Genomic DNA, 13,854 nt, shown 5'->3' on the forward strand with positions numbered 1-13,854 from the left:
CTCCTAGAAACCGAATTCGATTACATCGGGCCAATCCCATTCAGCCTTGTACTCGAGGATGGTTTGACCGCCCCGCCCTGTGAAGCCGTCGTAGACCCGATTGTTGTGCAGGACGACGACATGCTCGAACCAGAATGTGTCCTGCTTCCGGTAACCACCGAGTCCGTGTTGTCCCTTGGGCCTGATGGTGATGATCTCGCCGCCCCCGAGGCTGTCACGAATCCGGTGAGCGCAGGCCTTGCAGTCGGTGGAGCCAGGGATCTTCGACACGTCCCGGGGCAGCCCCGGCACATCGTGCTCGTCGCAAGGGTTTCCCGCCATGGTCTGCACGGCGGACCTGCTGACTGCCTTGCAACCTCGCCTCAGCAGTTTCAGAGCGTCGTAGGACTTCTCGAGTGCCTTGAGCTTGGCTCCGATGAGGGCATCAACGACCAGTGGGCCACAGCTTCCGAAGTCCTTCTTCTCCAGGCAGGCTTCGAGGTTGCCGAGCCCGGTGAGCTCCTTGGTGATGCCCCACAGCTGTCGCATCGCCGCTTCGATCTCGTCGCCGTGGGCGAGGATGTCGCACTGGACCTCGTTGTGCTGGCACCAGCGGGCGAACTGCTGTGGATCGCAAGGGATGTAGGCCGAACCGCAGCGGTACATCTCCCGGGCGCGGGCTCCGGGGTCGTTGAGTGCCTCTTGCTTGGCGGCGACGGCCTTCTTGCGGCGCTCCTCGGCCTCCTGCTTCGCCTTGGTGACGGCGGCCTTGAAGGCTGCTGTGGCGTCTTCGAGAGCGGCCTTGGCGTCCTTGCCCGCGGCGATGGCGGACTGGCGGGCCTGATCGGCCGCGTGCCAGGCGCTGTCCGCTTCGGACTGGGCGAACTCCGAGGACAGCGTGGCGTCGGCGGCCGAACGGGCCGCGTCCTTCGCGGACTGGGCGGCCCGGTTGGCCGCGGCGCGTGCCGTCCTGGCCGACTCGGCGGCCCTGGCCGCGGACGCCTCGGCGTTCTTGGCGTGCTCCGCGGCCTGGTCGGCGTAGCCCTTGGCGTCCGTGGCCGACTGCTCCGCCTTTGCGGCCCATTCGGCTGCCGCGGCAGCGGCGTTGCGGGCGACGGCGGCGACCCGCTGGGCCTCGGCGGCGTTCTTCTGCGCGGTCGCCGCGACCTTCGCGGCCTGGGCGATGAGCTGGCGGACCTGCAGCTCATGCGTGGCCGCGAGCTCGTCCTTGCGCTGGGCCAGGTACTGGCCCTCGACGATGAACGCGTGCAGCAGCTGCGGGGATCCTTCGATCGCGATCCGCGCGGCCGCCTTCACCTCCGGGGTGCCGTTGGTGAGCAGCTGTGTGGCCCGGACCCTCTCGTCCTTGGTGCGCTCGGTGTGCTGCGTCGTGCTGAGGAACTCGCTGTATTTCTTGGGGTCCTTGGTGTCCAGGGCGGCCTGCCCCGCGGTCTTCAGGCCGGAGCCGCCGGTCGTGATGATCCGGGTGATCTCGATCCGCATGTCGTCGTCGGCGACCTGGTACTGGCCCTCGTTCACGAATGCGGTGATCGCGGCGGTGCCGCCGTCGAGCGCTGCCTCCGCCGCGGCCCGCATCTCGGGGCTCTCGCTCTCCTCGGCGAGGCGCTCCACGTAGGAGCGGTTCTCCTCGTCCTTGGCGGTCTGCCAGCCCCTCCGCAGCCAGTCGATGACCACCTCGTCCGGGCCCGCGAGGGCGGCCTCGGCCGCGCCGCGCGCCCATGAGGTGCCGTTCTTCATGGTGAGCACGGCCAGCTTGCGGCCCTGGCCGGCGACGGAGGCGAGGTCGGCTCCGGGCTGTGCCGCGGCGGTGACCAGACGGTCCCGCTCGGCGTCCCGGTCCTTGACAGCCTGATCCAGCGCCTTTTTCTGTGCGGCGCGTTCGGTGGCCTCGGCTTTGAAGTCCTTGGCCCGCTCGATGCCCGCGTTGCGGCGGCCGAGGAGCTCCTCGGCCTCGACTTCACGGGCCAGGGTGAAGACTTCCTGGGCCTTGGTGACCGCCTCGGTGGCCGTATTCGCCGCCGTGGTGGCGGCGTTGGCATGCTCGGTCGACTTGGCCGCGGCCTGGGCGGCGTCGCCTGCGTGTTCGGCGGCTTCGTCGGCGGCCTCGGCCGCGTTCCTGGCGTGCGTGGCCGCGCTTCTCGCCGAGTCGCGCGCTTGCCCGGCTGCCTTCGCGGCCTTGCGGGCCAGCGACTCGGCCGCGGTCGCGGCCCGGTTGGCCTCGGCGGCGTGCCGCTTGGTGGCCGCGGCGGCGGCCCGTGCCTCGGCGGCCGCCGCACTGGACTGGTCGGCGTGGCTGCTCGCCTCCACCGCCGCGTCCGCCGCGGCGGTCGCGTGGCCGCCCGCACCGATGGCGGCCTTGGCCGCGTCACCGGCTGCCGTGGCGGCCTGGGACGCGTGATCGGCGGCGTCGGCTGCCTTGTCGGCGCCTTCGGCGGCGAGGCGGGCGTCCTTCGCGGCCTGCCGGGCGGCATCGGCCTTTCCGGCATCGGTCGCGGCGCTGGCGGCCGCACCCCGGGCACGGGACGCGGCCTGGGAAGCACCGGCAGCGGCGGCTGCCGCCCGGGATGCGGCACTGGCGGCGATCCGCGCGGAGTCGTTCGCGGCGTTCGCTGCGCTGATCGCCTTCTGCGCCGCCGAAGCGGCCTGCTTCGCGGCCTTCGCCGCCCGGCTCGCGGCGCGGGCCGCGGCCTGGGTGTCCTCCTGCGCGGCCTCGGCCTCACTGGCGGCACGCAGCGCGGCCTCCTTGGCGAGCTGCGCGGACTCCACAGCCTTGGCCGACTCGGCCTTCGCCGACTCGGTCTCCTTCGCGGCCTGCCGCCCGGCCTCCTCGGCCTGCGCGGCCAACTGCGCGACGGTGGCGTGCTCCTGGTCCTTGGCCAGCGCCACGAACTGCCCGACCTCCAGGAACTCCCGGATGTCGTCCGCGGTTCCCTCCAGGGCGAGCTTGCCGGCCGCCTGCACATTCGTGCCGCCCACGCTGATGATCTGCACGACCCGGACGCGCTCGTCCTCGGCGCGCTCGGTGTACTGCCCTTCGGCAAGGAATTTCCGTACGTCGTCGGCGGACCCGTCGAGCGCCGCCTGCCCGGTCCTCTTCTCAGCCGGGCCGGCCGTCTGCATGATCTGCACGACCCGGACCCGCTCGTCCTGTTTCAATGGGGCCTCCCAGCCCCAGGCCAGGAAGGTCTTGAGTTCCTCCGGGGTACCTGCGAGAGCCTTGCGGGCCTCGGCCATGAGGCCCCGGCCACCGAGCGACGACAGTTGTACGGCGCTCACTCGGGCGTCCTGCAGCGCCAAGTTCTCAGCAGTGCCCAGGAATGCCTGCACGTCCGCGGCGCTGCCGGTCAGAGCGGCCTCGGCGGCGGCTTTCACCCCGGGCCCGCCGGACCTCCAGTGGTCGACGACCCGGCCCCGGTCGGTCGGGGTCGTCTCGGCGAGCGCCGCGAGAGCCGCGCTCCGGTCGGTGGCCGCGCTCGCGGCCGGTACCGGCCCCGCGGTCATCAGCCCGAGCAGGAGGGCCAGCGGCAGCAGAGTCAGGATCAACGTACGAAGTGCGCGCGGTCTCCTGGGGGTTGTGCGCGGTCTGTGACGTCTTCGGGTCATCGTGGGGTCCGTTCAGTCGTCCGGAGGATGAGGCCTGTCGGCAGAGCGGGAAGCGAAAGCAGTGTCGGGAGAGTGCCGGGAGGGGGGAATCTCCCGGTGCGTACGGGCGGGGACACCACTGCCCCTGACCACCCATGGACGGTGAGCGAGATCAGGGGCAGCGGCGGGTGAAGCTGAACTCGTCGGAGCCGGCGCCGAGTCGGCGGGGGCGCTATCGGATGACGGCGCCGAAGTTGACGCCCGCAGCCGGCAGGCCGCCCTTGCCGGGCTCGTAGGTGGTCACGGCGTCCGTCGCGCCACTGGTGATGTTCGCCCACGGGACGGTGTGCACGGCGCCGTAGGTGGTCGGGCCGTTGGGCATGCCGAGGTACAGGTGGGCGCCGGTGGCGTGCAGGTTCGTACCGACCTTCTGATTGGCGCCCGGGGTGCCGGGGAGGCCGAAGGTGCCCGGTTCGACGGCTTGTTCCCTGTCACCGGCGTTGCCGAGCAGCGAGAAGGCGATGAGCGAGCCCGAGTTGGTGGCGGTGCCGACGTCCTCGCCGGGAACGCCGACTGCGAGGAGGGCGTTGCTGGTGGTCGCCACCGCGCCCGGTGCGGTGCTCACGGCGGCGACCTGCTGGCCGAAGCGGTCACCGGCCTCGGGTGTGCCGATGATGTCCGCGGGTGCCTGGCTCAGGTCGTCGAGCTGGGCGGCCTTGCCCGCCGCCGTGATCTTCACGGTGACGACCCGGCCACCTTCCTTGATGTCGGTCTCCAACGCCTCACCGGGGACGCCGATCGCGAGGACGGACTCGGTGGCGGCGGTGGAGTTGCCCGCCACAGTGCGGTGCGAGGTCATGGAGAGCGCGTGGGCGAACTGGTCACCGGTCTCTGCCGAGCCGCTGATGGTGAGGGCGGAGTCGTTCTGGTCGGCGTCCACGAGCGGGGTGGGGAAGCCGCCGGTGACCTTGTGGGCGAGGATCTGCACGGCGCCGGCGTCGGTCTTCTCGCCGATCGCCTCGTGCGGGGTGCCGACGGCGAGGTGCTCGGGCGAGGCGGCGACACTCGTACCGAATCGGTCCCCCTTCTCCATGGTGCCGACCACGCCGTCCTTGCCCTGGTTGATCGAGGTGTTGGTGGTGCCACGCAGGTAGCCGGAGCAGGCGCGGGCGCCGTTACCGATGTCGAGACGGGCGGTGAAGGCGAAGGCCCCGTCATTGGCGGCATCACCGGTGATGGCCTGTGCGGGGCTCCCGCACAGTACGCCTGTCACGAGGGCGGCGGCGAGCAGAGTGCTCGTCAGCGCCGCTCTCGGGCGAAGTGTGGACACGTTGAACATCCCTGTGGTTCTGGTGCTGCAGAGGCGGCCCAAGGCAAGGCCTTGCACACGGTGGAGAAGACGGCAGAGAAGACGGCAGAGAGGAAGGAGCGATGGTCCGGCCGGCTCAGCCGGAGCGGCCGGAGCAGTCGGGGCGGCCGGAGCAGTCAGGTCAGCCGGTAACGCGGATCTCGAGGAGGACCGTGGCGGCACCACCCGTGCCCTCGCCGACGCCCTTCATGCTGTCCTTGGGTACCTCGACGATCTGGCTCTGCCCGTCGGCCGTCAGCTCGGCCCGCACGGGGTGGGACTCGGTCTGGATGGAGAAGACGTCGGCGAGTTCGAGCGTGAGATGGCCGGTGGCGGCAGTGGCGTTGAAGCAGAACTCACCGGCGCCGACACGGCTCATGACCTTGATCTGGTCGGCGGCGTCGTCGCACGCGGCGAGTGTGATGCGGCCGTCACCGCGCTTCAGGGAGATGCCCTGCTCCGCCAGGATCTTGGCGGCACCGGGGTAGTTGAAGTCCTCGACGGCGACCGGGGGAAGATCCACGGCGGCCTTGGCACCGCTGCCGGGGTCGGCGACGGCGAACGTTGAGGCTCCGGCGATCACAGCAACTGCCGTGATCCCGGAAAGCAGGAGTTTACGGGCGCGGGATATCACCAAAGCAGTCCTTTTACGAAGGTGCGGCTCTTGCCGCAGGGAAAGCTTCGACAGTCGGCAACTGTGGGGCGATGCCGCGCTATTGAAGAGATACGCACCGGGAGGACGGCTGGGAGAGGTGCTGGACACCTCTGCGTGCCACGGGGGTTCGCTCGCGACCGGACCCGGCGCGATCATCTGTCAGCGCCCGAGTTCCGTCTCGTATCACGTGGCCCCCGTGCCTCCCGTGGGAACGCAAGATAGCAACAGGGTGTCGGGGACATGACTGGAGAGCGAAGCCCCCGGGCCTGCTCTCACGCACCGCGATCCGCTGCCTGGCTGGACAGTTGCTCGGCAGGCAGAATGGTTGCCCTTTCCTTGAGACAGAGATTGAAAAGATTTTGGCGCGTCCCGACCTGTCTGATACTTCCGCTATCTCTCACTGCAGGCCGAAATCACGCGCCCTGGCCGACGCCTGACCACACCGCACAGCACCACACCGCACCGCGTCGCATCGCGTCATCCGCGGGTCGCGTTCTCAGGAAATCTTCAGGAAGAACGGCACCACTCAAACACGACTCAAATGCGGTACTTCGTAGCGTTTCGGGTGTCCAGAGGTCACACGAACCCAAGGAGCCCAAGTGACCAAGATCGTGAAGCGCGCTGCCATCACCTCCGCCGCCGTCCTGCTCGGCTCGCTCGCCGCGGTGGGCGTCGCCCAGGCCAGCAGTGGCAGCACCCCGAAGACCGACAGCCCCCACAGCCGGACCGTCGAGCGGCCCGCGGGCACGGACTCCATCCCGGCCCGGCAGCAGGCGGACACGGTCCAGCCCTCCGACCCGTCCAACAAGTACAGCCAGACCGTGGAGCGGCCCGCGGGCACCGACAGCGTCCCCGGAAGGCCGGCGAAGTAGCCCCGTGACGCCGGGGCGGGGCCGGGCGGCCCCGCCCCGGCTGTCGCCGCATCAGGCCCACGCCCCCGGGCGTACCGCCGGACGACGTCCCGCCCGGTCGCCGCAAGCTTCGCCCCGCAGGACGACCGACACACTCAACCGCGAAAGTATGTTGTCCCACCACATGTGCCACTGACCTGCGTCTTCCTACCTTGAGCCGACACACAGACGTCCCCGCTCTTCGCCTGGAAGTGGTGCACATGGCCTCCGCAGCAACCGCTCCACCAACGCCAGCCAGCCTCAAGCGCATTGTCGCCGCGAGCCTTATCGGCACCACCATCGAGTGGTACGACTTCTTCCTCTACGGCTCCGCCGCCGCCCTGGTCTTCAACAAGCTCTTCTTCCCCGGCTCCGACCCGCTCGTCGGTACCCTCCTCTCCTTTCTGACCTACGCCGTCGGCTTCGCCGCCCGCCCCCTGGGCGCCCTGTTCTTCGGGCATTACGGCGACCGGCTCGGACGTAAGAGACTGCTCGTCCTGAGTCTGCTCATGATGGGCGGGGCGACCTTCGCGATCGGGCTCCTGCCGACACACGCGACCATCGGCACGGCCGCGCCCGTACTCCTGACCGTGCTGCGTCTGGTGCAGGGGTTCGCGCTCGGCGGCGAGTGGGGCGGGGCCGTACTCCTGGTCTCGGAACACGGCGACGCACGCCGCCGCGGCTTCTGGGCCTCCTGGCCCCAAACCGGTGCCCCTGCCGGGCAGTTGCTCGCCACCGGTGTGCTGTCCGCGCTGACCGCGCTGCTCTCGGATGCCGCCTTCACCTCGTGGGGCTGGCGCGTTCCGTTCCTCCTCTCCGGCGTCCTGGTGATCGTCGGCTTGTGGATACGTCTCTCTGTCGATGAATCTCCCGTCTTCAAGGAGGCCCTGGCCCGCGCCGAGGCGAAGAAGTCGGCCGCCCGCGCCGACGAGCAGGTGGAGAAGATGCCCCTGGTCGCCGTCCTGCGCCATCACTGGCGCGACGTCCTGATCGCCATGGGCGCCCGCATGGCCGAGAACATCAGCTACTACGTCATCACCGCCTTCATCCTCGTCTACGCCACCACCTCGGCCGGCCTCTCCAAGCAGACCGCCCTCAACGCCGTACTCATCGCCTCCGCGGTGCACTTCGCGGTGATCCCCGCCTGGGGCGCCCTCTCCGACCGCGTCGGCCGCCGGCCCGTGTATCTGCTCGGAGCGGCCGGTGTGGGCGCGTGGATGTTCCCGTTCTTCGCCCTCATCGACTCCGGCAGCTTCGGCAATCTGCTCCTCGCGGTCACCGTGGGACTCGTCCTGCACGGCGCGATGTACGCACCCCAAGCGGCGTTCTTCTCCGAGATGTTCGCGACCCGTATGCGCTACTCGGGTGCCTCCATCGGCGCGCAGTTCTCCTCCGTCGCCGCGGGCGCGCCCGCCCCGCTGATCGCGACCGCCCTCCTTGCCGACTACGACAGTTCGACGCCCATCGCCCTGTACGTGATCGCCGCGGCCCTCCTCACGCTCATCGCCGTCGGTGTCGCCCGCGAGACCAGGCACCGCGATCTCTCCGATGTGAACGGCCACGACGACGACACCGTCCACGCCTCGACATCCCCGGCGGACGCCCGCACCGCCTGACCGGACCGCACCTCCGAACTGGATCGGGCCTCCAACGGGACCGCACCATCGGACCGGCCCCCCACCGCGGTACCCGCCTCCCCGGGCCCTCCCGGCCGCACGAGCCTCACCGTGCGGCCGGGAGGCCTGCCGTTGCTCCGCCTCCGTCGCCCGTACTGGGCTCATGCCACGCTGGTTGGGCCCGCTCCCCCACCCTGCCGGTCCCGCCCGTGCCGTGCCGGCCTCATCGCCCGACGGCGGCCGCCAACCGGTGCAGTCGCAGGGCCAGTTGGATCTCCAGGGCGCGTGCCGGGCTCTGCCAGTCCTGGCCGAGCAGGTGGCCTATGCGCTCCAACCGCTGCGCCACCGTGTTCACATGCACGTGCAGTTCGTCCTTGGTGCGGGCCGGGCTCATCCCCGAGGCGAAGTAGGCGTCCAGGGTGCGTATGAGATCCGTGCCGCGCCGGCTGTCGTAGGCCAGGACTTCGCCGATCGTGCGCGTCACGAAGCCGGATATGTCCCGGCCGTCGGAGAGCAACAGTCCGAGGAATCCGAAGTCCTCGGCGGCCGCGCCCTCCCCGGCCCGGCCGAGCAGCCGCAGGGCGTCCAGGCAGCGTCGCGCCTCCGCGTACCCACCGGCCACCGTCTCCGGCGCCGCCACGGGTGCCGGCAGCGCCGCGGACGCGCCTACGGTGACCGGTTCGTGCACGGCCGCGCCCAGACACCTGGCCGTCTCCTCGGCCAACGCGGCCGCGGAACGCCCCTCTCCGAGCGGGAGCAGCAGCACCATGCCACCGTCCCGCTCCGCGGCCAGCCCGTGCCGGGTCGCGGCCAGATGGGAGGCGGCCGCCCAGAGTCTGCGGCGTGCCGCACCCTCACGGTCCACCGCGGTGGGCCCGCCCTCGAACTGGGCGGCGAGCACCACGTGCGCGGCGTCGAGGTCGGCCTGCAGGCGGACGGCGCGCTCGCGCAGCAACCGGGGGTCCCGGTCCCGCACTTCCAAGAGGTCGTCGAGGAGCTCGCCGCGCACCCGGCGCTCCGCCTCGCCCGCCGATCTGCGAGCGAGCAGCAGCAGCGAGGTCACCATCGCGGCTCGCTCCAGGGTGCGCTGGTCGACCGGATCGAGCTCGGGGTGGCCGCGCATCACGAGCGCACCGAGCATCTCCCCGCCCGCCGCGACCGCCGCTATCCAGTCCTCTCCGTGGGGCACGGCGTGGCCATCCGCACGTGAGCGCTCCAGGGCGTCCGCCGGAGCATCGGCGCTGCCCGTGAACTCCACCGTGCCGTCGAGGACTTCGGAGACCGCCGCCGCGACGTCCTGCACACCGCCGCCACGCAGCACCAGTTGGGCGAGGCGGTCGTGCACGTCGGAGGCCCGCTCTATGACACCGCTGCGGTCACGGATGATCTCATTGGCCTCCTTGAGGCCCGCGACGGCCGATCGGGTCTCGGCCAGCAGCCGCGCCGAGTCGATGGCGGCGGCCGCGAGCGCCGCGAACGAACCCAGCAGCGCGATCTGTGCACGCTCGAAGACACGGGCCCTGCGGTCGGCGGCGAAGAGCACTCCGATCACCTGCGTGCCAAGGAGCAGGGGCACTCCGAGGATCGCCACGAGCCCTTCCTCGTGCACGGCTCCGTCGATGGCGCGGGTGTGGCGGAAGCGCTCGTCCTTCGCGTAGTCATCGGTCACATAGGGGCGGGCGCTCTGCGCGACGAGACCACCGAGTCCCTCCCCCATACCGACTCTGAGCTGCTGGAACGGAGCGGCCACCGAACCCTCGGTGATGCGCATATAGGTGTCGCCACGCTCCAGGTCGTTCAGCGTCAGATAGGCCACGTCCGTGCCCAGGAGCGAGCGGGCCCGGTGCACGATGGCCTGCAGCACCGCGTCCAGGTCGCGCAGTCCCGCCAAGTCGTGCGCGGTCTCGAAGAGCGCGGACAGCTCGGCTTCGCGCCTTCTGCGGTCCTCGAGTTCGGTCCGCACCCGCAGAGCGAGCAGCCGGGCGTGCTCGAGCGCGGCGATCCGGTCCGCGGACGAGCCGTCCGCGCGGGCCGTCCGCACCGGCTGCTCATACGCCTCGGCGGCGGCGCCCCGCGCGAGGAGCTCGAGGAAGGGGGCCTCCGCACTCACGGCGGTCGGCGGGTGATCGATGGACATGAAGACAGCATGACCGACCGGGCCGATGTCACCGTCCGGCCTGTGGATAACTCCTCCCGGCTCCCTTTTCCACCCCGTCAGCTTTCCGCCCCGTCAGTGCCCTCGTATGCCGAGGTCGCACACGCACGGAGCACGCACGTCGAGGTCACGCACACCAAGGTCACGCCCATCGAGGTCACGTACACCGAGGTCGCACACGCGCAGTTCACGCACGCAGTCGTCATGTCAGTGCGCCGTCCATCCCCCGTCGATGACCAGCGACGTCCCGGTCATGAACGAGGCCTGCGGTGCGCACAGATACGCCACCGCCTCGGCCACCTCATCGGGCTCGACGAGCCGCTTCACCGCGCTGTCCCGCAACAGGATCTCCTTGAGCACCCGCTCCTCGGGGATCCCGTGTGCGCCGGCCTGGTCGGCGAGCTGCTTCTCGACGAGAGGGGTGCGCACATAGCCCGGGTTCACACAGTTCGAGGTCACTCCGTGCGGGGCGCCTTCGAGGGCGGCGGTCTTGGACAGCCCTTCCAGGCCGTGCTTGGCGGCCACATAGGCGGACTTGTACGGCGAGGCGCGCAGGCCGTGCACGGAGGAGACATTGACGATACGGCCCCAGCCCTGCCCGTACATGTGCGGCAGTGCGCCCCGGATGAGCCGGAACGGGGCCTCCAGCATCACGGTGAGGACCGTGTGGAACACCTCGGGCGGGAACTCCTCGATGGGGCGGACCAGTTGCAGTCCGGCGTTGTTGACGAGGATGTCGGTGCCCGCCGCGACGAGCTCGGCGGCCTCGAGATCGGTGAGGTCGAGGGGGTGGGCCTCGACGCCGCCCGCCGTGGCCATGGCCCGGTCGGCGAGCGTCTCCAGGCCTGCCGCGTCCCGGTCGACGGCTCTGACCTTCGCGCCGGCGGCGGCCAGGCGCAGCGCGCAGGCGCGGCCGATACCGGACGCGGCGCCGGTGACGAGCGCGGTGCGCCCCGCGAGGTCGACGGAGGTGGTGCCGGGAGGGGGTGAGGCGGTCATGTACGGCAGGTTAGGCAGCGCGCATGACCGCCCCCATGTGGTCAGCCCCCATACTTCAGTCCTGGGTGCTGGGTTCGAACCATGTGGGTGCGTCGGCCATCGCCTGCTTGATCCGGAACAGTCCGAACTCATCGAGCTCGGGCAGGTCATGGACCGGGAACCAGCCCACGTCAAGGGACTCGTCGTCGTTGACCCGCGCCTCGCCGCCGGTGGCCCGGCAGCGCAGCGTGATGTCCATGAACTGGCAGTTGTCGCCGTTGGGGTACTGGATGGGCTCGCGGGCCTGTACCAGCACCACCCGCTCGACGACGCAGCGTACGGCTGTCTCCTCGTACACCTCGCGCACCGCGCACTCCGCGGGCTGCTCCCCGGGCTCCGGAATTCCGCCGATCACCGACCACTTGCCGGTGTCGGAGCGTCGCCCGAGGAGCACTCTGTCCTGGTCGTCGAAGACGATGGCGGAGATGCCGGGCAGGAGCAGCAGCTGGTGGCCCGCGGTGGCCCGGATGTCACGGATGAAGTCAGGAGTCGCCATGTCAGGGACCCTATCCGGGACGCCGGGCGGACCCGCCGCACGCCCGCTCGGACCATGCGCCTGTTCAAGCCACGCACCCACTCAAGCCAAGCCACGCAGCCGTGCACACCACGCACCCACTCAGGCCGCGCGCTCTCAAGCTCAGGCCGTGCCAGCTCAAGCCCCGCGCCGCTCCTTGCGGGAGCGGGCCGCCGCCCAGCCGAGGCCGCCGACGCCGATCGCGACGAGCAGCACTTCAGGCCAGACGCCCGTACGGGTGGCCAGGGTGAGGGAGGTGCGCTTGGGCACGTCGGCGACGATCGTGGCGGGCACGAACATCCCGGTGTCCCTGGCGATGGAGCCGTCGGGCCGGATCACGGCGCTGACCCCGCTGGTAACGGGCACCACCACGGACCTGCCGTGCTCGACGGCCCGCACCCGGTCCATGGCGAGCTGCTGGTAGGTCATCTGGCTGCGTTCGAAGGTGGCGTTGTTGCTGGGCACCGAGAGGATCTCGGCGCCTGCCTCGACCTGGTCGCGCACCACGCTGTCGAAGGCAGCTTCGTAGCAGGTGACCGGGCCGATACCGGTACCGGCCATATCGAAGATCACCGGCTTGGTGCCGGGAACGAAGCTGCCCGCGCGGTCCACGTCCGAGCTGAAGATCCGGAAGAAGCCGCGGTAGGGCATGTACTCGCCGAAGGGCTGCAGCTGACGCTTGTCGTAGGTGACGCCGGGCCCCTTTTCCGGGTCCCACAGGATCTGCTGGTTGCGGGTGCTGCCGTCCTTGGCGGTGACGACGGCGCCCACGGAGATCGGGGCGCCGACGGCCTTGGCGGCCTTGTCGATCTCGTCGTACGCGTCCGGGTTGACGTAGGGGTCGATGTCGGAGGAGTTCTCCGGCCACAGCACGAGCTCGGGCTTCTTCACGTCGCCCGCCCGCACCTTCGCGGCGAGCTTCATCGTCTCGCGTACGTGGTAGTCGAGCACCGCGCGGCGCTGTGCGTTGAAGTCCAGGCCCATGCGCGGCACGTTGCCCTGGATGAGGGCTACCCGGGCGGTCCCGGCCTCGGCGTCGTTGGACACCAGAGGCATCGCGACGGCGCCGGCGAGCACCGGCGCCACCGTCAGCGCGGCGGCCGCCACGACACCACGGTCGCGTACGCCACGTACCTGCAGCAGGCGGCGTACGAGAGCGGCGAGGGCGAATCCGCACAGCACGACCGCGAAGCCGAGCAGCGGCGTTCCCCCCACCGAGGCCAGCGGCAGGAACACCCCGCTGGGCTGGCCGAAGGCGATCTTGCCCCACGGGAAGCCGCCGAACGGCATCCGGGCGCGCAGTGCCTCGTCCAGGATCCACACGCCGGCGGCCCACAGCGGCCACAGCGGAAGCCGCGACACATAGGCGATGCCGGCGCCGGCCGCACCCAGGATCACCGCTTCGGTGACGGCCAGGGCCAGCCAGGGCAGCGGCCCGACGTCCACGCCGGTCCAGGACAGCAGCGGCACCAGGAAGCCGAGGCCCATCAGCACACCGAGGCCGAACCCGGCACGCGCCCGCCGCCCGTGCACGGCCAGGGCGAACAGGCCAAGGGCGGGTGGTGCGAGCCACCACAGCTCTCGCGGCGGGAAGCTCAGATACAGGAGTACTCCGGCGAGCACCGCGGCAGCGGCCGGAGCGAACCGGCGCATCAGCTGCTTGCCGCGAGCACCGGCGGCAGGCTGCGCAGCGTGCTGGTCCGGCTCGTCGGTCGAGGTCGTGGTGGTGGCTGTCACCTCGCGGAGTCTACGGCGCGGACCTGTCATGCCGACATGGTGGTCCACGCCCCCGCCCGGGCCGGGCCGGAGCGGAACAGCGAGGCCACCCGGCACGCCGGCACAAGAGCAGCGCAGCAGCGGAGCAGCGAGCCCACGCATACGCGCATACGCGCACCCGGCCCACGGGCAGAAAGGGAAACAGACAGTCAGAGGAGAAAGACAGACGGAACAGACAGGCAGCCAGAGAGGCACACCGAAGAGCGCCGCCACGCGCGCGTGCCGTGCTCCCGCGGCGGATGAGCCTGCCGTATCAGTTCGCCGCAATACGGGCACAAAT

Annotated in this window: 9 protein-coding genes; 2 read left to right on the forward strand and 7 right to left on the reverse strand. The window is 70.7% G+C overall.

Going from position 1 to position 13,854, the window contains the following annotated elements; all coding sequences use genetic code 11:
- Positions 1 to 3: 3 nt before the first annotated feature.
- The 3 genes from ACFQVC_RS26835 to ACFQVC_RS26845 all read right to left on the reverse strand — a co-directional run bounded on the left by ACFQVC_RS26835 (position 4) and on the right by ACFQVC_RS26845 (position 5,564).
- Complete coding sequence (locus ACFQVC_RS26835) at positions 4 to 3,543, reverse strand: ALF repeat-containing protein (protein ID WP_381835258.1); 3,540 nt, start codon at positions 3,541 to 3,543, stop codon at positions 4 to 6.
- A 271-nt stretch (positions 3,544 to 3,814) separates the two neighbouring features.
- Entirely contained in the window at positions 3,815 to 4,912 is a 1,098-nt protein-coding gene (locus tag ACFQVC_RS26840) for a hypothetical protein (protein ID WP_381835260.1), read from the reverse strand.
- A 160-nt stretch (positions 4,913 to 5,072) separates the two neighbouring features.
- Positions 5,073 to 5,564, reverse strand: coding sequence for a hypothetical protein (locus tag ACFQVC_RS26845; protein ID WP_381835664.1), 492 nt, complete (start codon positions 5,562 to 5,564; stop codon positions 5,073 to 5,075).
- 620 nt (positions 5,565 to 6,184) lie between these two features.
- Here ACFQVC_RS26845 and ACFQVC_RS26850 point away from each other — a divergent pair.
- Together ACFQVC_RS26850 and ACFQVC_RS26855 are read left to right on the forward strand one after the other, a co-directional pair.
- A complete protein-coding gene (locus ACFQVC_RS26850) occupies positions 6,185 to 6,457 on the forward strand; it encodes a hypothetical protein (RefSeq protein WP_381835262.1) in 273 nt (90 codons plus the stop codon).
- A gap of 239 nt (positions 6,458 to 6,696) precedes the next feature.
- A complete protein-coding gene (locus tag ACFQVC_RS26855) occupies positions 6,697 to 8,091 on the forward strand; it encodes an MFS transporter (protein WP_381835264.1) in 1,395 nt (464 codons plus the stop codon).
- Positions 8,092 to 8,314: 223 nt separating this feature from the next.
- Here the strand turns inward: ACFQVC_RS26855 and ACFQVC_RS26860 are convergent, their stop codons facing one another.
- The 4 genes from ACFQVC_RS26860 to lnt all read right to left on the reverse strand — a co-directional run bounded on the left by ACFQVC_RS26860 (position 8,315) and on the right by lnt (position 13,565).
- Positions 8,315 to 10,228, reverse strand: coding sequence for a helix-turn-helix domain-containing protein (locus tag ACFQVC_RS26860; RefSeq protein WP_381835265.1), 1,914 nt, complete (start codon positions 10,226 to 10,228; stop codon positions 8,315 to 8,317).
- Positions 10,229 to 10,453: 225 nt separating this feature from the next.
- The gene (locus tag ACFQVC_RS26865; protein WP_381835267.1) at positions 10,454 to 11,245 is read right to left on the reverse strand and encodes a 3-hydroxybutyrate dehydrogenase; all 792 of its coding nucleotides are present in this window, start codon (positions 11,243 to 11,245) and stop codon (positions 10,454 to 10,456) included.
- A gap of 55 nt (positions 11,246 to 11,300) precedes the next feature.
- Positions 11,301 to 11,780, reverse strand: a complete 480-nt coding sequence (locus tag ACFQVC_RS26870) for an NUDIX hydrolase (RefSeq protein ID WP_381835269.1) — start codon at positions 11,778 to 11,780, stop codon at positions 11,301 to 11,303.
- Positions 11,781 to 11,936: 156 nt separating this feature from the next.
- On the reverse strand, positions 11,937 to 13,565 hold the full coding sequence (lnt, locus tag ACFQVC_RS26875; RefSeq protein ID WP_381835271.1) for an apolipoprotein N-acyltransferase: 1,629 nt from the start codon (positions 13,563 to 13,565) through the stop codon (positions 11,937 to 11,939).
- Between the last annotated feature and the right edge of the window lie 289 nt (positions 13,566 to 13,854).

Source organism: Streptomyces monticola (genome assembly GCF_042665355.1).
In the GTDB taxonomy this organism is placed as follows: Bacteria; Actinomycetota; Actinomycetes; order Streptomycetales; family Streptomycetaceae; genus Streptomyces; species Streptomyces monticola.

Excerpts from the sequence above, each read along its gene's own strand:
- ACFQVC_RS26855 (WP_381835264.1), top strand. The coding sequence starts at position 6,697 with ATGGCCTCCGCAGCAACCGCTCCACCAACGCCAGCCAGCCTCAAGCGC.
- ACFQVC_RS26860 (WP_381835265.1), bottom strand. The coding sequence starts at position 10,228 with ATGTCCATCGATCACCCGCCGACCGCCGTGAGTGCGGAGGCCCCCTTC.
- ACFQVC_RS26865 (WP_381835267.1), bottom strand. The coding sequence starts at position 11,245 with ATGACCGCCTCACCCCCTCCCGGCACCACCTCCGTCGACCTCGCGGGG.
- ACFQVC_RS26870 (WP_381835269.1), bottom strand. The coding sequence starts at position 11,780 with ATGGCGACTCCTGACTTCATCCGTGACATCCGGGCCACCGCGGGCCAC.
- lnt (WP_381835271.1), bottom strand. The coding sequence starts at position 13,565 with ATGACAGGTCCGCGCCGTAGACTCCGCGAGGTGACAGCCACCACCACG.